Below are 25799 nucleotides of genomic sequence, written 5' to 3'. Positions count from 1 at the left end.
CATTACACCGCCGGCACGATCTGTTGCACAAGAATAGCAAACCCGATACCGGCAATACCGGCGCCGATCAACCGCAGCGGCGCGATCTCTGGCATGCGGCGCGCGATGAGGCGCGCAACGCTCATCGCGGCGAGCGCGATAACGCTCTGGATGATGGCGAGACCCGCGAGGTAGGCGATGAGCGGCGTCTGCTCGGCGCCGTAAATCGATTCGCCGAGCGCATAGCCGTGCAGCAGACCGACCACGGCGAATACAGCGAAGGCGGCAAGAGTGCCGAGATCGCGACGGCTGGCGAGGACGAGACCAAGCGCGATCACCGACGCGGCAACCCACAGTTCGGCGCCGGGCAGACCCGCACCCATCAGCTGCACGGCAACGCCGGCCATCATCGTCACCACATAGCCGACGACCAGCCGGGCGCCGGCGCCATGCAGCGAGGCGATGCAGCCGACCGCCACCACGGCGGCAAAATGATCAAGGCCGATGATCGGATGACCGAGGCCCGACAAAAGGCCCTGCGCCAAAGTCACCGGCATGGCACCGTCCATGACATGATGGGCAAAGGCAGGCTGGGCCGCAGCGAGGGCGGCAAGAAGGGTAGTAAGGGAAAAGACTGGGCGGCGCACGGCTCGGACTCCTGTTCAAGGCGGCCGAGAGTAACGGCTCCGGCGCCGACTTGACATCCCCCGCCCCGCCCCCGACAAACCGGGCCGTCCTATAAAGCCGGGGTTCGCGCAATGGCCGCCAAAATCAATCTCCAGAGCCTGGAAAAAACCATCAACGAGGCCTTCGAGGGCCGCGACAAGGTCACGCCCAAGACCAAGGGCGCGGTGCGCAAGGCGGTCGATACGGCGCTGGGCCTGCTCGATTCCGGCGCGGCGCGCGCGGCCGAAAAGCAGGCCGATGGCTCGTGGAAGGTGAATCAGTGGCTCAAGAAGGCCGTGCTGCTGTCGTTCCGCCTCAACGACATGAGCACCATTCCCGGCGGCCCCGGTGGCGCCAAGTGGTGGGACAAGGTCGATTCCAAGTTCAAGGGCTGGACCGCCGCACGCTTCAAGAAAGAGGGCTTCCGCGCCGTGCCGGGTTCGGTGGTGCGCAAGTCGGCCTATATCGCACCGGGCGTGATCCTGATGCCGTCCTTCGTCAATCTCGGCGCCCATGTCGGCTCGGGCACGATGGTCGACACCTGGGCCGCCGTCGGCTCCTGCGCGCAGATCGGCAAGAACGTGCACCTGTCGGGCGGCGTCGGCATCGGCGGCGTGCTTGAGCCGCTGCAGGCCGGGCCGGTGATCATCGAGGACAATTGCTTCATCGGCGCGCGCTCGGAAGTGGTCGAGGGCGTGATCGTGCGCGAGGGCGCGGTGCTCGGCATGGGCGTCTATCTCGGCCAGTCGACCAAGATCGTCGATCGCGAGACCGGCAAGATCTATATGGGCGAAGTGCCGCCCTACTCCGTCGTCGTCTCCGGCACCATGCCGGGCAAGCCGCTGCCCGAGGGCGAGCCGGGCCCGAGCCTGTACTGCGCGGTGATCGTCAAGCGCGTCGACGAGAAGACGCGCAGCAAGACGAGCATCAACGAACTGTTGAGAGACTAGGGCGCGAATGTCCGCCGATCCCGTTGCCATTACCCGTGAGCTGTTGCGCTGTCCGTCGGTGACGCCGGCGGAAGGCGGCGCGCTGAGCTATCTTGAGACGACGCTGAAGGCCGCCGGCTTCACCGTACACCGCAAGGTGTTCTCAGAAGCCGGCACCGACGACGTCGAGAACTTCTATGCCCGCATCGGCACCGAGGCGCCGCATTTGACCTTCGCCGGCCATACCGACGTGGTGCCGACCGGCGATGAAAAAGCCTGGACCCATCCGCCATTCGGCGGCGACATCGCCAATGGCGAACTCTACGGCCGCGGCGCCGTCGACATGAAGGGCGGCATCGGCTGCGCGGTCGCCGCCGTGCTCGATCACCTCTCCGCCAATGGCGGCAAGCCAAAGAAGGGCTCGATCTCGTTCCTGATCACCGGCGATGAAGAGAGCATCGCGGTCAACGGCACGCCGAAGCTGCTGCAATGGGTCGCCGGCATGGGCGAGAAATTCGACCACTGTATCCTCGGCGAACCGAGCAACCAGGACGAGATGGGCGACACCATCAAGATCGGCCGCCGCGGCTCGCTCAACGGCCATCTCATCGTCACCGGCAAGCAGGGTCACGTCGCCTATCCGCAACGCGCCGACAACCCGGTGCGCGGCATCGTCAAGCTGATCGACGCCCTGTTGTCCGAGCCACTCGACAACGGCAACGCCAACTTCCAGCCGTCGAACCTCGAATTCGTCTCGGTCGATGTCGGCAACAAGACCGTCAACCTCATTCCCGGCGAGGCGCGCGCGCAGTTCAACATCCGCTTCAACGACTGCCACACGCTGGAGTCGCTGAAGGCGCTGCTGCAGGCCCGCGCCGAGAAGGCCTCCGCCGGCAGGATCAAGTTCGAATTCAGGTTCCAGCCGTCCAATGCGGGCGTGTTCGTGACGAAGCCGGGGCCGTTCACCGAGTTGGTGTCCAACGCGGTCAAGGAAACCACCGGCCGCACGCCGACGCTCTCAACCACCGGCGGCACCTCGGATGCGCGCTTCATCACGCATTATTGTCCGGTGGTGGAATTCGGCCTGGTCGGCCAGACCATGCATGCCATCGACGAGCGCGTGCCGGTCGCGGACCTGCGCGCGCTGACGTCAATCTACCGGAAGATTGTCGATCGGTATTTTGGCTAGGCTAGCTGTCGTCCCGGCCAAGCGAAGCGCGAGCCGGGACCCATACGCCGTGCCCTATCGATAGGGCACAGGTTATGGGTCCCCGCTTTCGCGGGGACGACAAGCTCAATAATCCACCTTCATCAAATAAAGCCCGTCCGGCGGAGCCACCTGGCCGCAGGCGGTGCGGTCGCGCGCTTCCAGCGCCGCCGACAGATCGTCGGCGGTCCATGCGCCAGGACCGCTGAGACCCGTATTCATCAGCGAACCGACCATCGAACGCACCTGATTGTGCAGGAACGAACGCGCCGAAGCGAAGACGTGAATCTCTTCACCGTGCCGCATGACGTCGAGGCGGTCGAGCGTCTTGGCCGGTGACTTGGCCTGACATTCGGTGGAGCGGAATGTGGTGAAGTCGTGCTTGCCAACAAGGCGCTGCGCCGCCTCGTGCATGGCATCGGCATCGAGCGGCCGCGCCACGCGCCACGCGTAATTGCGATCGAAGGTCAGATCAGGCCGGCGATTGACGATGCGATAGAAGTAATGGCGCTTGATTGCCGAGGTGCGGGCATTGAATTCGTCGCCAACGCGCTCGGCGCTGAGCACCGCCACCGGATGCGGCCGCAAATGCGCATTGAGCGCGTCGCGCACGGTGTCCGTGCGCCATTCGCGCGCCAGATCGACATGGGCCACCTGCCCGCGTGCATGCACGCCGGCATCGGTGCGGCCGGCGCCCTGCACCAGCACGTCCTCGCCGGTCAGTGCCTTGACGGCAGACGTCAGCACACCCTGCACCGTCACCTGGTCGGCCTGATACTGCCAGCCGCAGAACGGCGCGCCGTCATATTCGATGATGAGCTTGTAGCGGGGCATGGCCTGCCTGGGTGGCGTCCTGGTGCGCTCCAGTAACCGCGATTTCACCGCAAGTCACGCCCTCGCGGCCGCAGCGGAAGGCGGCGGGTTCACCCCCAAATAATTTGAGCCGGGCGTGAACCGGGAGGACGCCCCGGCACACTCATGGTGAGAGGGGACGGGCACCGCCGCCCGGCCCACGGCAAATCGATCAACAGGAGAGACGTTATGAAGAAAATCGCCATTTTGGCCGCCATGATCGCCATGACCGCCGCCACAGCCGCCAACGCCTCGACCGGCCCGCGGACCAACTCGCTGGGCGGACCGGTCAAGCAAGGCGCCTATTGCTGGGTCAACACCACCCTGACCGGCGCCGGTTACTGGCACTTGTGCGGTGAAAGTTCTTCCAAATACGGCGTGCGGCAGCCGGGCAGCAACGACATCGACCATGGCGCCCTTGCCGGCGGCGGTGGCGGCGGCGGCGGCGGCGGCAATCGCTAATAACAGGCTCAGTCGATCCGGGTGCCGGCTCGCACCGGTGTTCACGCAGAAACTCATCTGCCAGCATCGGATGCTTGCCGGCACGCCGGACTTGAACGAGCCCGACGAGGCCTTCATGGCGCCTAAGTCAGCAAACCCTGCGACGTCATATTCGATGATACGCTAGTAGAGGAAATTCAAGATAAGGCCGCAAAAGCGCGTGCGTAACGGACGGCACCGGACGACGGCGCGCGCTCCGACAGCATCAACGATTGGAAATAAGGCCCGGCATAGGGCGAGGCGAAATGCGCGGCAGGTCCCGTGCTGAAGCCGAAGCGGCCGTAATACTCAGGCTCGCCCAGAACGAAGACCAAAGTCTCGCCGCGCTCGGTAAGCTGCTCTAGTCCGCTTTGCACCAGTGCGCGGCCGACGCCCTTGCGCCGATGCTCAGGCCGCACGGCAACCGGCGCGAGGGCAACAGCCGGATCGGCGCCGCCCTCATGTTCAACATGCGTGCGCGAGAACGCGACATGACCGATGATGCCGCCGCCAATCTCGGCCACCAGCGACAGCAACAAGTCGCCATCGTCGCGCAAAGCATCAATCAGCGCCGCTTCCTGCGCGCCGCCGAAAGCCGCCGTATTGACCGCGCGGATCGCCTCGATGTCGGCCGGCGTTTCTGTGCGAATAGCCTGGCTCACGACAGGGCCGTTCCCTTTCGCAGCGCATTGCCGCGCAGGAATTCCTCGGCGCTCATGGCCTTCTTGCCTTCACGCTGCACCTGGACGAGTCGCACCGCGCCGTCGCCGCAGGCGATGGTGAGATTGTCGTCCAATGCGGTGCCGGGCGCACCGGACCCCGACCCAAGTGTCGAGCGCAGCACTTTCACGCGCGCGCCGTCGAACTCGAACCAGGCGCCGGGAAACGGCGACAGACCGCGGATGTGATTGTGCACGTCGCGCGCCGGTCGCGACCAGTCGATGCGCGCTTCGCTTTTGGCAATCTTCTCGGCGTAGGTGACGCCCTCGGCCGGCTGCGGCGTCGGCTTGAGCGAACCGCGATCGGCCGCGGCCAGCGCTACCGGCATCAGCCGCGCGCCCATCGCGGCTAGCGCATCGTGCAATTCACCGGTCGTGGCGTCGGCGGCGATCGGCATTGCCTCGCGCATCATCATGGCGCCGGTGTCGAGGCCCTCGTCCATCTGCATGATGGTGACGCCGGTCTCGGCATCGCCGGCCATAATGGCGCGGTGAATGGGCGCAGCGCCGCGCCAGCGCGGCAGCAGCGAGGCATGGACATTGAAGCAGCCGAGCCGCGGCGCTTCCAGCACAGGTTTCGGCAGGATAAGGCCGTAAGCGACGACGATGGCGGCATCGGCGTTGAGAGCGACGAATTCGGCCTGCGCCTCGTCGTTGCGCAGGGATTTCGGCGTCAGCACCTTGAGCCCGAGTTTGGTCGCTTCACGCTCAACCGGCGTCGGCACCAGATCGAGGCCGCGCCGCCCGCCGGGCTTGGCCGCGCGCGTATAGACCGCGGCGATCTCATGCCCGGCCGCATGCAGCGCCAGCAAGGTCGGCACCGCGAAGTCGGGCGTGCCCATGAAGATGAGGCGGAGCGACATGAGCCTATCCTTCGGCCTCAGCCGATATGATGCGACGGCTCTTTATCCTTGGCGAGCGCGGGCGAGACGCCGTGCTTGGCGGCCTTGGTAAACTTCTTGATCACGCGATCGCGCTTCAGTTTGGAAATGTGATCGATGAACAGCACACCGTTGAGGTGGTCGATCTCGTGCTGCAGGCAGGTCGCTAGCAGACCGTCGGCTTCCAGTTCTTGCGGCTTGCCGTCGGCGTCGAAGAACTTGACCCGCACCTTCGCCGGCCGCTCGACCTCCTCGTAATATTCCGGAATCGACAGGCAGCCTTCCTCGTAGACCGAGTGCTCCTCCGAGGACCAAACGATCTCCGGATTGATAAAGACCTGCGGCGCCTTCGGGTCGTCCTTCTTGGCGACGTCAATGGTGACGACGCGGACCGGCTCGCCGATCTGGATGGCGGCGAGCCCAATGCCCGGCGCCTCGTACATGGTCTCGAACATGTCGTCGACCAAAGTGCGCAGCGGCTTGTCGAACGCCTTGATCGGCTCGGAAACCAGCCGGAGCTTCTTTTCGGGGATGATGAGGATGTCGCGGATCGCCATGGTCGGCGATGTAAGGGGTGCGAGCTGGAAGGTCAACGGAATCGCCCAAAAGGCGCTGATTTCGGCTCGTCTGAAAGCCCGTTCGCTCTTCGTTCCCTCCCGCGCCGAATCGGGTTAAAACCCACGCCATGAACCCTCCCCTGACCGATCAGCTTCGCGAATTCCTGCAATCGTCGGCTGCCCTGCCCGTCGGGCTGGCCATCGCGGCGCTCGCCGTCATCTGCCTCATCGCCATCCTGGTCATTCTGCTGCGGCCGAAGAAGCCGGAGGTCGACGCGGAGCAGGACCAGCGGCTGCGCGAACTCAACGCACGGCTCGACGCCATGGGCGCGTGGCTGCAGAACGCGCACGGCCAACTGGCCCAGACGGTCAACACCCGGCTCGACGCGGTGAGCCAGAACCTCGGCGAGTCGATGAAGACCACCGCCAAGCACACCTCCGATCATTTGCAGGCGCTGCATTCGCGGCTGGCGGTGATCGATTCGGCGCAGAAGAACATCACTGAACTCTCGTCGACCGTGACCTCGTTGCAGAACGTGCTGAGCAACAAGCAGTCGCGCGGCGCCTTCGGACAGGGCCAGCTCGAGGCCATCATCATGGATGTGCTGCCGAAGGGCGCCTACGAATTCCAGTACAGCCTGTCGAACCGCACCAAGCCGGACTGCGTGGTGTTCATGCCCGACTCCGGGCCTTTGGTAATCGACGCCAAGTTTCCGCTCGAGGCGCTGACTGCGCTGCGCGCCGCCGAGAGCGACGAGGAACGCAAGTTCGCCGCCGCCCGCGTGCGCACCGACATCACCAAACATGTCTCCGATATTGCCGGCAAATATCTCCTGCCCGGCGAGACACAGGACATCGCGCTGATGTTCATCCCGTCGGAATCGGTCTATGCCGATCTGCACGAACAGTTCGACGATCTGGTGCAGAAGGCGCAGCGCGCCCGCGTCATGATCGTGTCGCCGACTTTGATGGTCATGGCGATTCAGGTCATCAAGCAGGTGCGCAAGGATGCCGAGATGCGCGAGGCCGCCGACCAGATCCGCACCGAGGTCGGCATGATGATGAAGGACGTCACCTTGCTGTCCGAGCGCGTGCGCAAGCTGCAATCGCACTTCAACCAGGCCAATGCCGACATTGACAGCATCCTGATCTCGACCGGCAAGATCGAGAAGCGCGCCGGCAAGATCGAGGGCCTCGATTTCGACGCCGACACGCCCGCCAGCGCCGACGTGATCGCCGCGCCGGTGCGCAAGATCGCGGGGGAGTAGGCTCTGCCGCGCCCAGCACTTGGCGCGCCCCCCTCTCTCCTGTGGGGAGAGGGTTGGGGAGAGGGGTTTGCAAGTCTCCCGGTGCTATAACCCCCTCTCCCGACGCGCTTCGCGCGTCGACCTCTCCAACCCAACCCGGATATATCCGGGTTAGGCATTCAAAATGCCAAAGTCGGATAAATCCGACTTTGGATGGGGAGAGGTGAAGAAAGAGCGCCATGACCGCCACGCCCGAAGCCGACGCCGCGACCCGCCGCTCCTTCGCCGAGGCGCTCGCCGTCTATCTCAAGCCGCGCGTACTCATCGTGCTGCTGCTCGGCTTCTCGTCCGGCCTGCCGCTGGCGCTGTCGGGTTCAACGCTGGCGGTATGGCTGACCGAAAGCCATATTGACCTCGCCACCATCGGCCTGTTCTCGCTGGTCGGCCTGCCCTACACCTTCAAGTTCCTGTGGGCGCCGCTGATCGACGCGCTCGATATTCCGGTGCTGTCGCGCCTGCTCGGCCGCCGCCGCGGCTGGCTGATGTTCACGCAGCTTCTGCTGTTCGTCACCATTGTCATCCTCGGCTTCTGCGATCCCCTGAAATCGCTGCCACTGATCATCGTCGGCGCGGTGCTGGTCGCCACCGCCTCGGCAACGCAGGACATCGTGGTCGATGCCTTCCGCGTCGAAAGTCTCGACACCAGCGAACAGGGCGCCGGGATGGCCGGCTATGTCGCCGCCTATCGCATCGGCATGCTCGCCTCCGGCGCGGGCGTGCTGTTCCTCGTCGCCTGGCTGGAATACAAGGGCGTGCCGCGCGCCAATGTATGGATGTGGGGCTATATCGGCGCCGCCTTCGGCATGGCGATCGGCATCGGCGCGACCTTGTTCGCCACCGAGCCCGACGCGCCCGCGACGGCCGTCGACCGCTCGCATAATCCGCTGCAACGCCTGTATGAGACCGCGACCGGCGCCTTCGGCGAGTTCCTGGCGCGCGACGCCGCCATTATCGTGCTGCTGTTCGTCGTGCTGTACAAATTCTGCGACGCTTTCGCCGGCGCGCTCACCGCCGCTTTCGTCATCGATATCGGCTTCGACAAGGCGACCTATGCGGCGGTGGTGAAAGGCGTCGGGCTCGCCGCCGCGCTGATCGGCGGCTTTGCCGGCGGCGCCATTGTGCGCGCGCTGCCGCTTGCCACGAGCCTGTGGATCGGCGGCATCGTGCAGATGGCGTCCAACCTCACCTTCTCATGGCTGGCGCTGGTCGGCGTCAGCGTACCGGCGCTGACGGTGACCATCATCGTCGAGAACTTCACCGGCGCCATCGGCACCGTGATCTTCGTCGCCTACCTGTCGGCTTTGTGCGGCGACCGCGCCCACACGGCGACGCAATATGCGCTGCTCACCGCGCTCGCCGCCGTCGGCCGCACCACGCTCGCCTCGGGCGGCGGCTTCATCGCCGAATATTCCGGCTGGGTGACGTTCTTCATCATCACCGCTGTGGCGGCCATTCCATCGCTGGCCTTGCTGTGGTGGCTGCAGACGCGCGGCCATTTCGCCGCGCTCGACAAGCCGAAGGGGCCGCTGCCGACCGACAATTAGAACGGCAGGCCGACATAGTTCTCCGCCATCGCGCTTTTGGCGGCGTCGGACGACAAGAGATATTCCAGCTCGGTGTCCTGCAGTTTCTTGTCGTAGGGGATGTTGTCCGGGAAGCGGTGTAGCATCGTCGTCATCCACCACGAGAACCGCTGCGCCTTCCACACCCGTGCCAGCGCCTTCGCCGAATAGCCTTTCAGGCCAGCGTCGTCGCCTTTCTGATAGTGGTCGAGCATAGCGTGGTAGAGATAATAGATATCCGAGGCAGCGCTGTTGAGGCCGCGCGCGCCGGTCGGCGGCACGATATGCGCGGCGTCGCCGGCCAGATACAGCCGGCCATAGCTCATCGGCTCGGCGACGAAGCTGCGCAGCGGCGCAATACTCTTTTCGATCGACGGCCCGGTGATCAGGCGAGCGGCGACGTCGGCCGGCAGGCGGCGCTTGAGTTCGGCCCAGAAAGCGTCGTCAGACCAATCCTCGGCCGTGTCGGTCAGCGGCACCTGGATGTAATATCGGCTGAGCACCTGTGAACGCAGCGAGCACAGCGCGAAGCCGCGCTCATGCTTGGTATAGATCAGTTCCGGCGACACCGGTTTGGTCTGCGACAGGACGCCGAGCCAGCCGAACGGATAGACCTTCTCATACTCGCGCAACACGTCCTTTGGAATCGACTTGCGGCTAACACCGTGGAAGCCATCGGCACCGACGATGTAATCGCAGTCGATGCGGACGGTTTTGTCGCCGCCGCGATAAGTGACGTAAGGCGCGGCACTGTCGAGATCATGCAATGTCACATCCTCGACGTTGTGGATGACGTTGCCCTTCATCTTCTCGCGCGCCTCGTAGAGATCGCGCGTCAGTTCGGTCTGGCCATAGACGATGACCGACGAGCCGCCGGAATATTTGTGCAGGTCGATGCGGTCCATACCCCTGGGGTGCGAGATGAAGATGCCCTCATGGATCTCGCCCTCGCGGTCCATACGCTCGCCACACTGGGCCTCGCGCATCAGGTCGGCAAAGCCGTGTTCCAGAACGCCGGCGCGGATGCGGCTGAGCACGTATTCGCGGGTGTGCCGCTCGAGCAGCACCGTATCGATGCCCTTGAGGTGCAGAAGCTGCGACAGCAAGAGACCGGACGGTCCGCCGCCGATGATACAAACCTGGGTCTTCATGGACGATTCCTCCGGATGGCGCTCTGTTTGACCGCACTATCGCCCAAAAGACGCGCGGCGGGGAATGGATCGAGCCGACGATATCTTGTACAAATCGAACATGCCGCGCGCTCCGCTCAAACTTTCGACCTTGCCAGCGATCCTGACCTACAACCTGTTCGGCGAGGATCGCGCCCTCCCCGACGTGGTGCACTGCGAGACGATCGCCGCCCGTTCGGTGCTGCACGACTGGCAGTTCCCGCCGCACCGACACGGCCGGCTGCATCAGGTGCTGCTGATCGCCAAGGGCGGCGGCCGCGCCAATATCGAGGGCCGCGAGTTCCGGCTTCGGCCGATGGTCGCCATCAACATGCCGGCCGGACACGTCCACGGCTATCAGTTCACGCGCGGCACCCAAGGCTGGGTGGTGACCATCGCCACGGAGATTCTCGACGAAGCGATCGCGCCGTCGGAAGGCCTGTCGCGTGTGCTGTCGGACGCGGCGCTGCTGCGCGCAACGCCCGCCCTGCGCCGGCTGATGCAGGACATCTTCGCCGAATATGACGGCCGCAACTTTGCGCGCGCCCATGTGCTCAAGGCTCTGTCGGCAGCGCTGCTTGGCCTGGTCGCACGCCAACTCGCCGCGCAGACGGCGCAGGGCACTGTCACGGCCGGCGACCGGCTGGTCGACCGCTTCGAGGCGTTGATCGACGAGCACTTTCGCGAGCACTGGGCGGTGGCGCGCTACGCTGCGGCGCTGAAGATAACGCCAACGCATCTGTCGCGACTGACCCGCGAGGCATTCGGCTGTCCGGCCTCACACCTGATCCGTGACCGGCTGGTGCGCGAGGCGCGCCGTCAACTCGTCTATACCAACATGCCGGTGTCGAAGGTCGCCTACGCGCTCGGCTTCAACGATCCGGCCTATTTCACCCGCACCTTCACGGTGGCGACAGGGCTCGCGCCGAGCGAATTTCGCGAACGGGTGCTGGCGGGGAAGTAATTTGCATCGAAGACGAAAACCAAATCCGTTCGCCCCCGCGAAAGCGGGGGCCCAGAAGCGAAACGGCAATGCCTGGGGTGCGAAGAGCTGGGTCCCCGCTTTCGCGGGGACGAACGGAGACTAGGGTCCGGTGCCCAAGGCTAAAACAGCGTCCGCTGCTTCATCGCCGCCGACAAAGTGCCTTCGTCGAGATAATCGAGTTCGCCGCCGACCGGCACGCCGTGGGCGAGGCGCGTGACCTTCACATTGGCGTCAGCGAGCAGTTCGGTGATGTAGTGCGCCGTGGTCTGGCCATCGACCGTGGCATTGAGCGCGAGGATGACCTCGCTGACTTCCGGCTCATGGGCGCGCTTGACCAAAGCCTCGATCGACAGGTCCTGCGGACCGACACCGTCGAGCGGCGACAAAGTGCCGCCGAGGACATGATAACGGCCGTTGACGGCATGGGCGCGCTCCAGCGCCCACAGATCGGCAACGTCGGCGACGACGACCAGGATCGATCGATCGCGCCGCGTGTCGGTGCACACAGTGCACGGGTCATGGGTATCGATGTTGCCGCAGGTCTTGCAAACGACGATCTTCTCGAGCGCGGTCTGCAGCGCATTGGTGAGCGGCGTCATCACCTGCTCGCGCTTCTTGATCAGGAACAGCGCCGCGCGGCGCGCCGAGCGTGGACCGAGGCCCGGCAGGCGCGCGAGCAACTGAATCAGACGCTCGATTTCAGGTCCGGCAACGGCGGTGGGCATTTCCTACTCCGTCGTGGCCGGGCTTGTCCCGGCCATCCACGTCTTCAATGCGACGCTCAAGACGTGGATGCCCGGCACAAGGCCGGGCATGACGAACGAGAGGTCGTCGCCAGTCATCCTACCCCAACAGCCCCGGCGGCAGCGGCAGACCGCCGGTCATCGCCTTCATCTTCTCGGCGAGCACGGTCTCGGCCTTGCGGCGCGCATCGGCATGCGCGGTGACCAGCAGGTCCTCGACGATTTCCTTCTCGGACGGCTGCAACAGCGAATCGTCGATCTTCACACCCTTGAGCGCGCCCTTCGCGGTCAGCGTGACCTTGACCATGCCGCCGCCAGCCGTGCCTTCCACCTCGATGGTGTCGAGCTCGGCCTGCATCTCCTGCATCTTCGACTGCAGCTGCGCGGCCTGCTTCATCATGCCCATGAAATCGCGCATACTTATTCTCCTTTGCGCATGATCTGATCCGAAAACCGGTGACCCCTTTTCGGGATCATGCGCTAGTCTTCCTCTTCCATGTCCAGCGGCGGCAGGCCACTTTCGTCGAGCGGCGGCTCCTCGCCCTGCTGGGTGATTTCGCCGACCTTGGCGCCGGGAAACTTTTTCAGCACCGCCTGCACCAGCGGATCCTGCATCACTTCCTGACGCAGCTCAGCCTGACGATCATTGGCCTGCTCACGCAAGGTCGGCGCGCCCTGCTCTTTCGAAACTGCGACCATCCAGATGCGGCCGGTCCACGCCGACAGCTTGCGTTGCAACTCATTGCTCAGGCCCTTCGGGGCGCTGGGCAAGAGCGCGATTTCAAGCTTGCCGTCCTCAAAACGAACGAGGCGCACATCGCGTTCCAGCGCCATCTTGGTATTGATGTCGCGCTTGTCGGCGACGAAGGCGATCAGTTCGGCGAATGAATTGATGACGATGGCGGGCTGCGCTTCCGGCAGATCGCGGCGCGCCACCGGATCGCCCGAGGGCATTGCCGCGACCGATGCTTGCGCGCGCGGCGCACCGCGCGGCGCGTCGAAACGCGGCGCGAAACTCTGCGCGGCGGCCGTTACGCCACCGCCGCCGCCATTGCTTCCACCGCGCACGGGCGCGGCGCCCGCGCCGCCGTTCTCGCTCAACGAGCGCACGACCTCGTCCGGAGTCGGCAGGTCGGCGGCATAGGCGATGCGCACCAGCACCATCTCGGCGGCGGCCAAGGGCCGGCCAGAGGCCTGCACTTCGCCGACGCCCTTGAGCAACATCTGCCACGTGCGCGACAGGACGCGCAGTGACAATTGGGTCGCGAAATCGCGGCCGCGCACCCGCTCGGCTTCCGACAGCGAAGCGTCGTCACCGACGCTCGGCACCACTTTCATACGGGTGACGAAATGCGTGAACTCGGCAAGATCGCCGAGCACCACCGCTGGATCGGCGCCGATGTCGTATTGCGCGCGCAATTCGGTAAGCGCGGCGGCAATGTCGCCTTTCATCAAGGCTTCGAAAAGATCGACGATGCGCACGCGATCGGCGAGGCCGAGCATCTGCCGCACGTCCTCGGCGCGCACCGCGCCCGCGGCGTGGGCGATGGCCTGATCGAACAGCGACAGGCTATCGCGCACCGAGCCTTCAGCAGCACGCGCGATCAACGCCAGCGCGCCCGGCTCGGCCTCGATGTTTTCCTTGGCCGCGATACCGGAAAGATGCGCGACCAGCACATCGGCATCGACGCGGCGCAGGTCGAAGCGCTGGCAGCGCGACAACACCGTCACCGGGACTTTACGGATTTCAGTTGTGGCGAAGATGAATTTGACGTGCGGCGGCGGCTCCTCGAGCGTCTTCAGCAGCGCGTTGAACGCCGCCGTCGACAGCATGTGAACTTCGTCGAGGATGTAGACCTTGTAGCGCGCCGACACCGGCGCGTAGCGAGCGGCATCGTTGATCTGGCGCACGTCGTCGACGCCGTTATGCGAGGCGGCGTCCATCTCCAGCACGTCGATGTGGCGGCTGTCGATAATGGCCTGGTCGTGAATGCCCATCGCCGGCATATGGATGGTCGGGCCCTTCACCGAGCCGTCGGGCAATTCGTAGTTCAGGGCGCGGGCGAGAATGCGCGCGGTCGTGGTCTTGCCGACACCGCGCACGCCGGTGAGGATCCAGGCCTGCGGGATGCGCCCGGTCTCGAAGGCATTCGAGACGGTGCGGACCATGGCCTCCTGGCCGATCAGGTCATCGAAACTCGCCGGGCGATATTTGCGCGCGAGAACGCGATAGCCGCCGGCCGGTTCGGCCGGGGCGGAACCGGCACCTGTCGCGCTGTCGAGTTCGTTCATGGGCCTATTCTGGCAAGCCCGGGACGCGGGGGCCACCCGCCCGGGCTTGCCCGAAGGGCACATCCACAAGGCGGCACGTCCAAGGGAAGCTCTAAACCAAGAAAATCTTGGAAAAATGGGTGGGAGGCTGACGAGCGACCCGATCCGTGCTCGTTAGGGCTGCTTCCTTCCGGACCTGACCCGGTTGGCGAGTGGTTCGTCCACCGCCAACCTCCCGGGGCCCTATATCGGGCCATTAGAGGGAGAAAGCAAGCCGAGGAACCGCCATGCCGGACACGTCCTTCTCCCTCCACCCGCAACTCACCGCCGACACGGTTCCCATCGGCGACCTGCCACTCTGCCGGGTATTACTGGCGAACGACGCCAATTATCCTTGGCTGATCCTGGTGCCGCGGCGGCCGAACATCGTCGAACTGATCGACCTTGATCCCGCGGACCGCGCGGTTCTCACGGCCGAAATCGACGCCGTCTCCCGCGCGCTCAAGGCCATCACCGAGTGCGAGAAGCTCAATGTCGCGGCTCTGGGCAATGTCGTGCCGCAGCTTCATGTCCATGTCATCGGCCGACGGCATTCCGATGCCGCCTGGCCGAAGCCGGTCTGGGGCGCGGCACCGGCGACGGCTTACGATCCCGCGATCCGTGACGGTTTCGTGATGGTGCTGCGGCGCGCGTTGGATCTGGCCGGCTGACCGCGGCTCATTGCACTCCCCTGGCCACCATGCGAATTTCCGCGCCGATGTCCCCTCCTCCGATTCTCGCCGCCCTCGGGCCCAAACCCCTCCTCGGCTATACCGACAGCCGCCTTGAGCGCGCGGCCGAACTGCGCATTGATCGCGCGGCGCAGGAGAGGATGACCGCCGACGCGCGCGCCGCCGCTTACGTGGTCGGCGGTGAACTGATCGTGCTGCGCAAGGGCGAGCCGAACCAGCCCTTGTTCACGCTCGATGAAGCGCGCGCGCTCGGTGCCGACGAAGAGATCGTGTTTCTCGGCCATCTTGACGGCGCGCCGCGCTACGGCCGCGGCATGCCGCAAGCCGCCGCCGAGGCATTGAAAACACGCGACGATCTTCTGGTCACCGACCTGCGATCGATCGCCGTGCAAGGCCTGGTCGCGCCCGAGCATCTGCCGCCGATCGCCGAGACCAAGGCGATCCTGCACTGGCACCAGCGGCACCGCTTCTGCTCCAATTGCGGCCAGGCCACCGATGCCGTCGATGCCGGCTGGAAGCGGCTGTGCCCGGCCTGCAAGGCCGAGCACTTCCCGCGCACCGATCCGGTCGTCATCATGCTTATCGTCGATGGCGAACAATGCCTGCTCGGCCGTTCGCCGCGCTTTATCCCCGGCATGTGGTCGTGTCTCGCCGGCTTCATCGAGCCGGGCGAATCGATCGAGGACGCGGTGCGGCGCGAGACCCGCGAGGAAGCGGGCATCCTGTGCGGCCGCATCAAGTATTACCAGTCGCAGCCCTGGCCATTTCCCAGTTCGCTGATGATTGGCACCCATGCCGAAGCGAAAAGCCGCGACATCGTCATCGACACGACGGAACTCGAGGCCGCCCGGTGGTTTACCAAGGAAGAGATAGTTGCGATGCTGACGCGGACCCACCGCGACGGCCTGACCACGCCGCCACCGATGGCGATCGCGCACCACATCATCCGGGCCTGGGTAGAGGACGAAGTCCGGTTTACCTAGTAAAAGGACGAAGTCCGTCTTATTAAAAGCGGACGAAGTCCGTCTTGCCCGAAGAGAGGACGACGTAAGTTTTGACTGGGACCAGCCAACCTGTCCGCATCGTCTGCGCCGGCGGCGCCGTGCAGGACAATGTGATGCGGGTGGAGAAATTTCCCGCGCCCGGCGAGAAGGTCTCGGCGACCGACTTCGTCATCACCAGCGGCGGCCAGGCCGGCAACGCCGCAGTGGCCATGGCGCGGTTAGGGGCGCAAGTCACCTATATCGGCGCCGTCGGCGACGAGACCGATGACGTCGCCAACACCATCCTCAAGACCTTCGCCAAGGAAAACATCGACGTTTCGCATGCCATTCGCGTGCCGGGCGCGCGCTCGGCAGCTTCGCTGATCCTGCTCGACGCCGAAGGCGAGAAGATGATTGCCACCATGCGCCCCACCGGCCTGCACGCCGCGACGCCTGCCGACCCCGACGGCATCGTCGCCAATGCCGATGCCGCCATGCTCGACAACCGTTACAGCAATATCAGCCTGCCGATCTGCCTTGCCGCCAAAAAGCGTGGCATTCCGCGCGTGCTCGACTTCGACAAGCCGACGCCGGCGGACGATCCGCTGTTCCAGGCTTGCTCGCATGTCATCTGCTCGGCCGACGCCATCCGGGAGTCGACCGGCGTCAAGGACCTGCCGGGCGCGTTGAAGAAGCTTGGCGAGAGCTTCGGCGAATTCCTCGCCGTCACCGACGGACCCGATGGCGTCTATTGGCTCGACAGGGACCAAGGCTCGGGCGAAGTCCGGCACATGGATGCGTTCAAGGTGAAGTCGGTCGATACCTTGGGTGCGGGAGACACCTTCCACGGTGCCTTCGCCGTGCATTTCGTCGAAACGCGCGATGTCGTGAAGGCGATGCGTTTTGCCGCCGCGGCGGCCGCGATCAAGTGCACGCGCTTCGGCGGCCTGATGGGCGCCGCGACGCGCGACGAGGTCGATGCGTTCCTCAAGGAACGCGGCTGACGCCGTTCACTTCTTCGACGGACAGGGCGCACCGCAAGGCGCGCAGGCGCCGGCGAAATCTTCCGGCGACACGGCGCGTCCGGTCGACGGGCTCATCAGGTGATTGCCGACAATGGCGAAGATCGCGACCAGCGTCACAACGATGTAAACCTTTCTCATAAGGTCTACTCCCGCGACAGGCCGAAGACCGGCCGCAGGCGGATGCCGACAAGGCTGCCGGCGAGTGCCATCGCGAACCACACCCAGCCGTGCAGCGAGCCCGAAGCAACGCCGCCGACAAAGGCGCCGATGTTGCAGCCGAAGCCGAGGCGCGCGCCCCAGCCCATCAGGATGCCGCCGACCACCGCGGCCAGCAGCGAGCCAAGCGGCGGCCACGGCGTATTGGCGAAACGCTTGGTCGCCGCGGCGGCGGCCATGGCGCCGAAGATCATGCCGAAGTCCGTGAGGCTCGACGTGTCGGACAACACCGATTGCGCCAGCGCATGCTTCGGACCCGGCCACTGCCAGAACGCGGCATTCGAGAAGTCGAAGCCGAGGCCCTGGAAAATCTTGGCGCCCCATACCGTGTAGCCGAAGGTGACGCTCCAGGGATGCCCGCCGGCGAAGAATACGCCGATGCACAGCGCGCCGATAACGATGCCGCCGATGATGTAGTTGCGCGACGGCTTGAAATTGGCGCCGCGCTTTTTGGCGACATAAGCCAAGGCCGCCGCGGCGACCGCGAGGCTCGCCAAAGTCGCGGCGAGCCCGCCCCATGGGCCGAGATAGTTCGCCGCCAGGATCGGATCGATGCCGCCGAGCGCCAGGAAGGACGGCAGCGACAACGAGCCGAGCACGCTGCCGATGACGAAGAAGGCCAGCGTCACCAGCATGCGGCCGGAGCCGCCACCGACGGTGTAGAGCGTGCCGGAGCCGCAGCCATTGCCGAGCTGCATGCCGACGCCGAACACGAAGGCGCCAATAATCAGCGACGGCCCGAGCGGCGCGATGGCGCCGCCATAGCCCGGCCAGAGCGACGCAACGGGCACCACGGCGAGCGCCGCGATGGCAATCACGATGAGACCGCCGATCAGGCCGCCGGCCTCGCCGCGCGTGAGAAAACGCCGCCACGATGCGGCGTAGCTGAACTCCGCCTTGAGGAAGGCAACGCCGAGGCCGAAGCCGCCGAGCAGCAGCACGGCAGAGGCCGGCTGGCCGTCGAGCAGCACGAGCGCGACCAGGATCGCGGTGGCGAGGACGGCGATGGAAACGAAGAGATAGTCGGCACGCGGTGCCGCGGCCGATGGAGCGGAAATGGTTGCTGTGGACATATCTGGCCTTCTCATCGCGAGAGGCGCGCTTTAAAGCGCGCCCCCGCAAATGTCGAGATCGAGCAGTGCGAGTATATCAGGAACCGAGGCCGAGCACTTTCAGCACATCGTCCCACTTGGTGCGCGAGGACGCGATCGGGAGCGTTGCCTTCGCGCTCCATTCGACCATGGAACCGTCGTAAAGGCTGACATCCTTACGGCCAAGCAATTCGTGCAGCACGAACCAGTCGGTCGCGGCCCAGTGGCCGGTGTTGCAATAGGCGATGACGGGCCCTTGCGCCGGCAATTGCGCCGCCAGTGCCGCCAGTTCGGCGTGCGGCTTCAATTTATTCGTGGCGGCATCGTAGAAGCTGGCGCTGTCGAGATTGACCGCACCGGGAATGTGGCCATAGGCCTTGGCGGCAGGCGCCTTTTCCTTGCCGTTGAAGAACGAGGCCGGACGCGCATCGAGCAGCGTGGCGTTCTTCACCGTCTCGGAGGTGGTGACGTCCTCAAGCCGCGACAACAGCTTCTCATTGAGCGTCGCCGAGAAGATCGTCGGCGATGGCTTCTTGATACCCTTTTCGAGCGGCAGGCCGGCCGCCTTCCAGGCAGCGACGCCGCCGTCGAGGATAGAGACGTTGGGGACGCCGACCACCTTGAGCGTCCAGTAGGTGCGCGCGGCGGAACCGAAATCGGTGAAATTGACGCCGGCCGGGACGACAACGACATGTGTCGTCTCGTCGATGCCGATATCACCAACCAGCTTCTCGAGCTCGGCGACGGTCGGCAGCATGAAGGGCACGTCATTGCGCGTGACGCGCCAGCCGGCTTTGTCGTAATCGCTGTGGATCGCACCCGGGATATGCGCTTCCTCGTAAGCCTTGGCGCCGCCACCGTCGATAGCCGAGCGGATATCGAGGACGAGCAGGTTCTTGTCGTCGAGGTGTTGCTTCAGCCACGACACACTGACCAGCGGCTGCGGCTCGGCTGCCGAAGCGGTGAACGTCGCGCCGAGCGACACCAAGGCGCTGAGGCCGGCAGCGAGGAACGGGGCGAAGAATTTTCTCATGGGGCGGTCCATTCAGAACAAGGCGCCCTATCGGCGCCATCACATGCCCCTTGAAATAGAATATTTTTCTATGTAAAGACAGTACCAGCGCTAAAATAAGAAAAATCTTCCGTAAAAGACCCCTCCGAAAGTTGGAAGATTCTTCTTTTGCAAGGAATTAGAGAATGGATGCCATCGACCGCAAGATCCTCGCCGTAGTGCAGGACGACGCTTCCCTGTCAGTTGCCGAAATCGGCCAGCGGGTCGGCTTGTCATCGACGCCGTGCTGGAAACGGCTGCAGCGACTTGAAGCCGATGGGGTCATCACCAAGCGCGTCGCGCTGATCGACCCGGAGAAGATCGGGCTCGGTATCACCGTGTTCGTATCGGTAGAGACCGGTGACCATTCGCAGGAATGGCTCGGCCGTTTCGCCGAGGTCGTCAACGCCATGCCGGAGGTGATGGAGTTCTACCGCATGGCCGGCGACGTCGACTACGTGCTGCGCGTCGTGGTGCCGGACATGCAGAGCTACGACTTATTCTACAAGAAGCTGATCGCCACCGTGCCGCTGAAGAACGTCACTTCGCGCTTCGCCATGGAACGCATCAAGTCGACGACGGCGCTACCCATCGGCGAAAACAAGACTGCCGCGCGTTGACCATCAAGTGCAGGTTTGGCTGCCGTATGTCGGCGCCGTCTGGCGCGGCGTCATATACATCTTGTCGGCCAGATTGAGCGTGCCGGTAATGGTATAACCGACCACCGGTTGATAGGCGTAGCTGGCTTCGGCAAGAATGATCTGCGAGTTGGCGACCTTCAGCGCATCCGGCAGCGTCACGTTTCCTGAGTTGGCAGTGCCATTGCGCGTTGCGCTCCATTTCACCGTCGCATTCTTGTTGGCGTCGATATTGATGCAGGTGATGGTCATCTTCATCTTGTTGACGTCATAGGGCGCGGCGATCGCACCGGTGGCGTCGAAGATATTGATCATGTCGTCGGCCGAGATCGTCGTCACCTGAGACGACAGATTGGCGAGCGCGGCGGCGGCCAGACTCACCTTGCGATCGACGCTGACACCGTCGGAAATCTCGACGCAGCCGAAATAAAGCGCGATCATCACCGGTGCGACCAGGGCGAACTCCACGGCCGAAACGCCGCGTTCGTCGCCGGCGAAGCCTATCCTGCGCCGATCGGATTTTTCCATTGCTCGGGTCAGCATCCGCCCGTTCCTCCGTAAGGCTCAGTGCGGAATACCGACGTCGCCACCAGCAGCCTCTTGTTGCCATCGAGGGTCGCCAGGTTATTTCCGAGCAGCGACACATAGATTGGCCACTGATAATAGACCGCGACCTTGACGATGCAGCCCGGTCCGCCGGGGGTGTAGGTCATATTCGAGGTGTCGAGTTTGCCGTTGGTAACGGGTGACGTGGTGCTGACCGAGCTGAAATTCGTATAGGTCTTCACATCGACATAGACGCCGCCATTGCAGTCGAACAGGCTGGCGACGCGGTTACAGACCTGGGTCTTGAAGTCGGAAGCGCTGTAGCCGCCGGTCTGGGCCTGGCCGGTCAGAATCAGCCGGGCCGCGGAGGCGGTTGCCGCCTCGAGGCTCTGACCGGCGAAAAATACCATGGCGGATTCGATGATCGCGAAAGTGAGCGCCAGAAACGGCGTCGCGATCAGCGCGAATTCGACGGCGGCGGCGCCGTCCTGCTGCTTGATAAAGCGACGGCCGACGCCGCCGCACTTCCCAGCGCCGCAGCGATCGACAACGATGCTCCTGAACCTATTGAACATGACCGTGTCCCCGCCGAAACCGCATCGCCCAACCAAGCTATTTATAGCGAAGTCGCGTTTTTGATTTCTTGCGGGCATTCATGAAAAAGACGGCGATCGCGTTAAGTCCGCGCTAACCGTGAACGGTGCCGGACAGAGCGATCAGCGGTTGCCTGCCGCGCTGCCGCCGCTGCCCGCGCCGCCTATGCGGGCGCCGGATTGTGACAGGATGCTGGTGAAGTACGCCGTTGAATCGCCGAGCGTCAGGCGCTTCTCGCATTCCGGCGCGCAGCTATACGACTCGCGCTCGACCCCTTTGTACACGACGACGAGATCCGATTTGGTCGGGCCGACCACCTGCACCGTGGTATTGAGGACGGTCTTACCGGCACGATTGAGCGCCAGCATGTTGGTGGAGCCGAACCCTTTGCCGGTGAGCACGAGAACGCCGCCGGCCTGAAGCGTCGCGTCGGCGATCAGCGGGTTACCGATGACAATGGTAGCGACATTATCCGGGAGCTTCATGAGGCGGGCCTCGTCGACCGAGACCGAGATCGTCTCCGCGTGCGCCGATGTCAGCGAAGCGACGATCATCAAACCAGCCAGGACGGCCAGCAGCCGCTCAGGACGGGGGAACGCGGCCCACATCGCTCTCTCCAACGCTACGCAACACACTAGACCGCGCGGTTCAAAACACCGGCGGATACGGGCCAGTTGACTTGAAATTGGTGAACGAAGTGCAAAGGCCGATGACGCGCTTGCTCTCAAGAGCAGCTCGCGCCTCGCGCCATGGCGCGCGTAAGGTTCCTCGGCGGCGCGGGAAAATGGAAACATCCGTTCAGCATGTCTCCCAAACGCCTGCGGGGTTCCGCATTCGTAAAAGCGATGCACCAGTCCAATGGTGACAACGGAGCCGCATTCGACGGCGCGCCGGATGCCGGCGCCGTAATCATGAGACAGCGGTTCGGACCGTTCCCAGTATTGAGTTGATGCCGCAATGCAACGCCTCTTCGTATTATTTGCAAATTTATCAAATAAAGCTCTCAAAAGTACCATATAGATGAAAGAGGCAATCCAATATCTATCGTATATATTCGATTTAAGGCTGCTTAACCATAATGTTCATTAAGTTACTACTCATTAACTACACTCAGATTACGGCAGATGTACCTGTGTTTATTCAATCACATTAAGACGACCGCAAGGACCTCACGCGTAGTGTCATCCCACGATCGGAACAGCCGGACGCCAAACCGGCGACCCGATCAGCTCAGACAGCCACGTGGATTAATGGAGCTACAGATGAAGACCCTGTTCGTGCGTTTCATGAAGGACGACTCGGGCGCCACCGCCATCGAGTACGGCCTCATCGCCGCCGGCATTTCCGTCGCGATCATCGCGGTCGTCAACGGCCTCGGCACCAAGCTGAACACCTCGTTCAACAGCATTTCGAGCCAGCTCAAGTAAGCGGGCTCGACGCGTTGCGACGAAGGGCTCCGGTCAAACCCGGAGCCCTTTGTCTTTATTGAACCGCAAACTGAATGCTTTGCGCTAACCGAACTTCAAGCAAACCGGGCTTAACGTTTGTTGGTGGTCCCAGCGGTGCACGATCTGCGGGGCGATTGCCGGACCACGATCGAAGGATAATCCGATGACGGCGCTCGATACGGTCAGGCTCGTTGTATTTCCGGCGCTGATGGCCTTTGCCGCTTCCAGCGACCTCCTGACCATGACGATCTCCAATCGACTGTCGCTTGCGCTCAGCGCAGCGTTCCTGGCCATGGCGTTGTTCACCGGCATGCCGCTGCAGACCATCGGCATGCATGTGCTGGCAGCAGCGGCCGTTCTCGCCGTCGGCTTCGTCTTTTTCGCTCAGGGATGGATCGGCGGCGGCGACGCCAAGCTGGTGGCCGCCACCGCATTGTGGTTCGGCTTCGATCATCTGCTCGACTATATGATCTACGCTTCGATCTTCGGCGGCGCGCTGACGCTCCTCCTGATCCAGTTCCGCAAGCTGCCATTACCGGCGCCACTCGCACGCCAGGGCTGGATCATGCGTCTGCACGAAGCCGGCGCCGGGGTGCCCTATGGCATCGCGCTGGCCGCGGCTGCGTTGATCGTTTACCCGAAGACCGGCTGGATGCCCGGCGGGTTCAACTAACAGCTCGTCGCCGTTTCGATCCGCCGCATGCAGCCGCTCCGGTGCGGAAGAACATTCGCTGTCGCCGGAACTCGCGCGGAAAGTGTTTATTAACTCGACTTACTCACCTCTCCTTAACCATGCCTTGACCTTTAGCTGGTCAAATCCATGCGGGCGACCGCTTCGGCCGCCATGTGGATTTTGACGGCGTCTTGTCGTCGGTATCGGTGAGAGTCAGCGTATGAAAGCCGCGCGCCTTGTTGTCTTGACGGTCGCTATCGCCGCCGGCGGCGTGGCGGCCATGCTGGCTGGCCGCAGCGAAAAGCCGCCTGAGGCGCCGGCGCCCGTCGTCGCCAAACCCGAAACCGTCGACGTCCTCATCGCCAAGAACAATATCGGCATGGGCCAGACCCTCGGCGCCGGTGAAATGAGCTGGCAGGCCTGGCCCAAGGAAGCCGCGACCGGCAACTTCATCCGTAAGAGCGATCGGCCGGGCGCGCTCGAGGACCTGTCGGGTCAGATCGCGCGTTATCCCTTCGTCGCCGGCGAACCGATCCGCGAAGCCAAGCTGGTGAACGCCAAGGGGTCCGGCTTCATGGCCGCGATCCTGCCGCCGGGCATGCGCGCGGTGTCGACCCAAATATCGCCGGAAACGTCGGCCGGCGGCTTCATCCTGCCGAATGACCGCGTCGACGTGCTCCTGACGCGTCGCGATCTCGAGGCCGAGAAGGCCACCGGCGTCGAGTCGCACACCAGCGAAGTTGTGCTCAGCAATATCCGCGTGCTCGCCATCGATCAGAATGTCGAGGAGAAAGGCGGCCAGAAAGTCGTCATGGGCAAGACCGCGACGCTCGAACTTTCGCCCGCGCAGACCGAAACTCTGGCGCTTTCGCAGAAGCGCGGAACCCTGTCGCTGGCGTTACGCAGCATCACCGATGCCGAGAAGACGGATGCACCGGTCGAAGCTCCGCGCAACACCGGCATCAACATCGTCCGCTTCGGCATATCAACCGTGAGCACGCCGCGATGAGCCGCTCCTATGCAAAAGGTCTTGGGGACTTCGGGATGCTGAGACACAAGCCGATGCGCACCGGCCTCATGGCCCTTCTGCTGGCTACCGCGGCGCTGACCGGCCCGGCGCCGCTGCGCGCCGCCGACGGCGCGGGCGTGCCGGTGATCCAGGTGGCGGCGAGCGAAGCAACCTCGCGCTTCATTCCGCTCGGCATCGGCAAGTCGGTCGCCATCGACCTGCCCGCCGACATCAAGGATGTGCTGGTCGCCGACCCGACCATCGCCAATGCGGTGGTGCGGACCTCGCGCCGGGTCTACATGATCGGCGTCAAGATCGGCCAGACCAACATCTTCTTCTTCGACGCCGCCGGCAAGCAGATCGCCGGCTTCGACATCGCGGTGACGCGCGACCTCAACGGCCTGCGCGCCGCGCTCAAGCAGACCATGCCCGAGGCCGATATCCGCATCGAGGGCGTCGGCGAAGGCGTCATGCTGTCGGGCTCGGCCTCGAGCGCCGCTGAATCGCAGCAGGCCTACGACCTCGCTTCACGCCTCGTCGGCGACGGCGCCCGGGTTGTCAACGGCATCACCGTGCGCGGCCGCGACCAGGTCATGCTCAAGGTCACGGTTGCCGAGGTGCGCCGCGACATCATCAAGCAACTCGGCATCGACCTGTCCGGCAGCTTCAACTACGGCAGCGCCGTCGTGGACTTCAACACGCAGAATCCGTTCTCGGCGTCCGGCCAGACGCTGAGCAACACCTCGTTGGGCGCCACCGCCAAGAGCGTCACCGCGACGTTACGCGCCATGGATCGCGCCGGCGTGCTGCGCACGCTTGCCGAACCGAACCTGACCGCCATTTCCGGAGAAACCGCCAGTTTCGTCGCCGGCGGCGAATTCCCGATTCCGTCCGGCCTGTCCTGCGACACCACCAAGTCGCCGCCGACCTGTCAGCCGGAGATCGAATTCAAGAAGTTCGGCGTCGGTCTCGTCTTCACGCCGGTGGTGCTGTCGGAAGGCCGCATCAGCCTCAAGGTCATGACGGAAGTGTCCGATCTGTCTACCGACAACTCGATGACGCTGACCGTGTCGGGGTCGAATTCATCGCTCACTGTGCCATCGATCTCGACCCGCCGCGCTGAAACCACCGTCGAAATCCCGTCGGGCGGCTCGCTGGCGCTGGCCGGCATGATCCAGGAAAAGACCAAGCAGCAGATCAACGGCGTTCCCGGCCTCATGCAGTTGCCGATCCTCGGTACGCTGTTCAAGAGCCGGGACTACGTCAACAACCAGACCGAGCTGGTGGTCATCGTCACGCCTTACGTGGTGCGCGCGGTCGCGCAGAAGCAGTTGTCACGGCCGGATGACGGATTTGCCGACCCGAGCGACCCGTCGACCATATTGCTCGGCAAACTCAACCGTATTTACGGCAATACGAACCAACCGGCCCCAGCCCCGGCCGGTGCTTCCCGGAGCAAATACGGGTTCATCCTCGATTGAGCGGCG

General features: G+C 64.1%; 29 protein-coding genes and 1 other RNA gene. 14 read left to right on the top strand and 16 right to left on the bottom strand.

Features of this window, described 5'->3' with window-relative positions:
- Positions 1-2 precede the first annotated feature (2 nt).
- Positions 3-626: a HupE/UreJ family protein gene (locus E8Q40_RS04040; RefSeq protein ID WP_246662995.1), complete on the bottom strand. Its 624-nt coding sequence runs from the start codon at positions 624-626 to the stop codon at positions 3-5.
- A 111-nt stretch (positions 627-737) separates the two neighbouring features.
- Here E8Q40_RS04040 and dapD point away from each other — a divergent pair, with 111 nt between their 5' ends.
- Positions 738-1595 (top strand): 2,3,4,5-tetrahydropyridine-2,6-dicarboxylate N-succinyltransferase, encoded by an 858-nt coding sequence (gene dapD, locus E8Q40_RS04035; RefSeq protein WP_137043175.1) that lies wholly within the window; start codon positions 738-740, stop codon positions 1593-1595.
- 7 nt (positions 1596-1602) lie between these two features.
- Positions 1603-2763 carry a succinyl-diaminopimelate desuccinylase gene (gene dapE, locus E8Q40_RS04030; RefSeq protein ID WP_137043174.1) on the top strand — a complete coding sequence of 387 codons (1161 nt, stop codon included), beginning with the start codon at positions 1603-1605 and terminating at the stop codon, positions 2761-2763.
- A 105-nt stretch (positions 2764-2868) separates the two neighbouring features.
- Here the strand turns inward: dapE and truA are convergent, their stop codons facing one another.
- Positions 2869-3615, bottom strand: a complete 747-nt coding sequence (gene truA, locus E8Q40_RS04025) for a tRNA pseudouridine(38-40) synthase TruA (RefSeq protein ID WP_137043173.1) — start codon at positions 3613-3615, stop codon at positions 2869-2871.
- Positions 3616-3822: 207 nt separating this feature from the next.
- Between truA and E8Q40_RS04020 the strand changes: the two genes are divergently transcribed.
- The gene (locus tag E8Q40_RS04020) at positions 3823-4095 is read left to right on the top strand and encodes a hypothetical protein (protein ID WP_137043172.1); all 273 of its coding nucleotides are present in this window, start codon (positions 3823-3825) and stop codon (positions 4093-4095) included.
- Positions 4096-4271: 176 nt separating this feature from the next.
- On the opposite strand, the gene E8Q40_RS04015 is transcribed toward E8Q40_RS04020, so the two are convergent.
- From E8Q40_RS04015 to def, 3 genes are read right to left on the bottom strand one after another with little or no spacing between them, the layout of a single operon-like run.
- Positions 4272-4775 carry a GNAT family N-acetyltransferase gene (locus E8Q40_RS04015; protein ID WP_205995674.1) on the bottom strand — a complete coding sequence of 168 codons (504 nt, stop codon included), beginning with the start codon at positions 4773-4775 and terminating at the stop codon, positions 4272-4274.
- Entirely contained in the window at positions 4772-5695 is a 924-nt protein-coding gene (gene fmt / locus E8Q40_RS04010) for a methionyl-tRNA formyltransferase (protein ID WP_137043171.1), read from the bottom strand. The genes E8Q40_RS04015 and fmt overlap by 4 nt, the downstream gene beginning before the upstream one ends.
- A gap of 17 nt (positions 5696-5712) precedes the next feature.
- A complete protein-coding gene (gene def / locus E8Q40_RS04005) occupies positions 5713-6270 on the bottom strand; it encodes a peptide deformylase (RefSeq protein WP_137046580.1) in 558 nt (185 codons plus the stop codon).
- A 128-nt stretch (positions 6271-6398) separates the two neighbouring features.
- On the opposite strand from def, the gene E8Q40_RS04000 reads away from it, so the two are divergent.
- Positions 6399-7538, top strand: a complete 1140-nt coding sequence (locus E8Q40_RS04000) for a DNA recombination protein RmuC (RefSeq protein ID WP_137043170.1) — start codon at positions 6399-6401, stop codon at positions 7536-7538.
- A gap of 218 nt (positions 7539-7756) precedes the next feature.
- Complete coding sequence (locus E8Q40_RS03995) at positions 7757-9121, top strand: MFS transporter (protein ID WP_137043169.1); 1365 nt, start codon at positions 7757-7759, stop codon at positions 9119-9121.
- Here E8Q40_RS03995 and pobA read toward each other — a convergent pair.
- Positions 9118-10290 carry a 4-hydroxybenzoate 3-monooxygenase gene (pobA, locus tag E8Q40_RS03990; protein WP_137043168.1) on the bottom strand — a complete coding sequence of 391 codons (1173 nt, stop codon included), beginning with the start codon at positions 10288-10290 and terminating at the stop codon, positions 9118-9120. The two genes, E8Q40_RS03995 and pobA, sit on opposite strands and share 4 nt — an antisense overlap.
- A gap of 64 nt (positions 10291-10354) precedes the next feature.
- Between pobA and E8Q40_RS03985 the strand changes: the two genes are divergently transcribed.
- Positions 10355-11272 (top strand): helix-turn-helix domain-containing protein, encoded by a 918-nt coding sequence (locus E8Q40_RS03985; protein ID WP_137043167.1) that lies wholly within the window; start codon positions 10355-10357, stop codon positions 11270-11272.
- Positions 11273-11412: 140 nt separating this feature from the next.
- On the opposite strand, the gene recR is transcribed toward E8Q40_RS03985, so the two are convergent.
- From recR to ffs, 4 genes are all read right to left on the bottom strand, one after another.
- Positions 11413-12018 (bottom strand): recombination mediator RecR, encoded by a 606-nt coding sequence (gene recR / locus E8Q40_RS03980; RefSeq protein WP_137043166.1) that lies wholly within the window; start codon positions 12016-12018, stop codon positions 11413-11415.
- Positions 12019-12136: 118 nt separating this feature from the next.
- The gene (locus E8Q40_RS03975) at positions 12137-12454 is read right to left on the bottom strand and encodes a YbaB/EbfC family nucleoid-associated protein (RefSeq protein WP_137043165.1); all 318 of its coding nucleotides are present in this window, start codon (positions 12452-12454) and stop codon (positions 12137-12139) included.
- A gap of 62 nt (positions 12455-12516) precedes the next feature.
- Positions 12517-14328, bottom strand: coding sequence for a DNA polymerase III subunit gamma/tau (locus E8Q40_RS03970; protein ID WP_137043164.1), 1812 nt, complete (start codon positions 14326-14328; stop codon positions 12517-12519).
- Positions 14329-14447: 119 nt separating this feature from the next.
- Positions 14448-14543: signal recognition particle sRNA small type (gene ffs, locus E8Q40_RS03965), an RNA gene on the bottom strand.
- A gap of 51 nt (positions 14544-14594) precedes the next feature.
- Here ffs and E8Q40_RS03960 point away from each other — a divergent pair.
- The 3 genes from E8Q40_RS03960 (at position 14595) to E8Q40_RS03950 (ending at position 17025) form a co-directional block, all read left to right on the top strand.
- Complete coding sequence (locus E8Q40_RS03960; protein ID WP_137043163.1) at positions 14595-15017, top strand: HIT domain-containing protein; 423 nt, start codon at positions 14595-14597, stop codon at positions 15015-15017.
- A gap of 47 nt (positions 15018-15064) precedes the next feature.
- Positions 15065-16021 (top strand): NAD(+) diphosphatase, encoded by a 957-nt coding sequence (gene nudC, locus E8Q40_RS03955; protein ID WP_205995673.1) that lies wholly within the window; start codon positions 15065-15067, stop codon positions 16019-16021.
- A gap of 71 nt (positions 16022-16092) precedes the next feature.
- Complete coding sequence (locus E8Q40_RS03950; protein ID WP_137043161.1) at positions 16093-17025, top strand: PfkB family carbohydrate kinase; 933 nt, start codon at positions 16093-16095, stop codon at positions 17023-17025.
- A 6-nt stretch (positions 17026-17031) separates the two neighbouring features.
- Here the strand turns inward: E8Q40_RS03950 and E8Q40_RS21880 are convergent, their stop codons facing one another.
- From E8Q40_RS21880 to E8Q40_RS03940, 3 genes are all read right to left on the bottom strand, one after another.
- Positions 17032-17184 (bottom strand): hypothetical protein, encoded by a 153-nt coding sequence (locus E8Q40_RS21880; RefSeq protein WP_168197733.1) that lies wholly within the window; start codon positions 17182-17184, stop codon positions 17032-17034.
- A gap of 5 nt (positions 17185-17189) precedes the next feature.
- Entirely contained in the window at positions 17190-18335 is a 1146-nt protein-coding gene (locus E8Q40_RS03945) for a YeeE/YedE family protein (protein ID WP_168197732.1), read from the bottom strand.
- A 76-nt stretch (positions 18336-18411) separates the two neighbouring features.
- Positions 18412-19386, bottom strand: coding sequence for a sulfurtransferase (locus E8Q40_RS03940; protein WP_137043159.1), 975 nt, complete (start codon positions 19384-19386; stop codon positions 18412-18414).
- Positions 19387-19550: 164 nt separating this feature from the next.
- Here E8Q40_RS03940 and E8Q40_RS03935 point away from each other — a divergent pair, with 164 nt between their 5' ends.
- Positions 19551-20024, top strand: coding sequence for an Lrp/AsnC family transcriptional regulator (locus E8Q40_RS03935; RefSeq protein ID WP_137043158.1), 474 nt, complete (start codon positions 19551-19553; stop codon positions 20022-20024).
- Between the two features lie 3 nt (positions 20025-20027).
- On the opposite strand, the gene E8Q40_RS03930 is transcribed toward E8Q40_RS03935, so the two are convergent.
- The 3 genes from E8Q40_RS03930 to E8Q40_RS03920 all read right to left on the bottom strand — a co-directional run bounded on the left by E8Q40_RS03930 (position 20028) and on the right by E8Q40_RS03920 (position 21790).
- The gene (locus E8Q40_RS03930; protein WP_137043157.1) at positions 20028-20585 is read right to left on the bottom strand and encodes a TadE/TadG family type IV pilus assembly protein; all 558 of its coding nucleotides are present in this window, start codon (positions 20583-20585) and stop codon (positions 20028-20030) included.
- Complete coding sequence (locus E8Q40_RS03925) at positions 20579-21163, bottom strand: TadE/TadG family type IV pilus assembly protein (RefSeq protein ID WP_137043156.1); 585 nt, start codon at positions 21161-21163, stop codon at positions 20579-20581. Before E8Q40_RS03925 ends, E8Q40_RS03930 begins: the two co-directional genes overlap by 7 nt.
- A 141-nt stretch (positions 21164-21304) precedes the next feature.
- On the bottom strand, positions 21305-21790 hold the full coding sequence (locus E8Q40_RS03920) for a pilus assembly protein N-terminal domain-containing protein (protein ID WP_137043155.1): 486 nt from the start codon (positions 21788-21790) through the stop codon (positions 21305-21307).
- Positions 21791-22444: 654 nt separating this feature from the next.
- On the opposite strand from E8Q40_RS03920, the gene E8Q40_RS03915 reads away from it, so the two are divergent.
- The 4 genes from E8Q40_RS03915 (at position 22445) to E8Q40_RS03900 (ending at position 25793) form a co-directional block, all read left to right on the top strand.
- A complete protein-coding gene (locus E8Q40_RS03915; RefSeq protein WP_137043154.1) occupies positions 22445-22609 on the top strand; it encodes a Flp family type IVb pilin in 165 nt (54 codons plus the stop codon).
- Between the two features lie 184 nt (positions 22610-22793).
- Positions 22794-23303, top strand: coding sequence for a prepilin peptidase (locus E8Q40_RS03910; protein ID WP_137043153.1), 510 nt, complete (start codon positions 22794-22796; stop codon positions 23301-23303).
- Positions 23304-23523: 220 nt separating this feature from the next.
- A complete protein-coding gene (gene cpaB, locus E8Q40_RS03905) occupies positions 23524-24312 on the top strand; it encodes a Flp pilus assembly protein CpaB (RefSeq protein WP_137043152.1) in 789 nt (262 codons plus the stop codon).
- Positions 24313-24347: 35 nt separating this feature from the next.
- Positions 24348-25793 carry a type II and III secretion system protein family protein gene (locus E8Q40_RS03900; RefSeq protein WP_246662994.1) on the top strand — a complete coding sequence of 482 codons (1446 nt, stop codon included), beginning with the start codon at positions 24348-24350 and terminating at the stop codon, positions 25791-25793.
- Positions 25794-25799 lie beyond the last annotated feature (6 nt).

This window comes from Pseudolabrys sp. FHR47 (assembly GCF_005153485.1).
Lineage (GTDB): Bacteria > Pseudomonadota > Alphaproteobacteria > Rhizobiales > Xanthobacteraceae > Pseudolabrys.
Note: the sequence above shows the minus strand (reverse complement) of the source record. Positions and strands in the feature narration are given on the sequence as shown.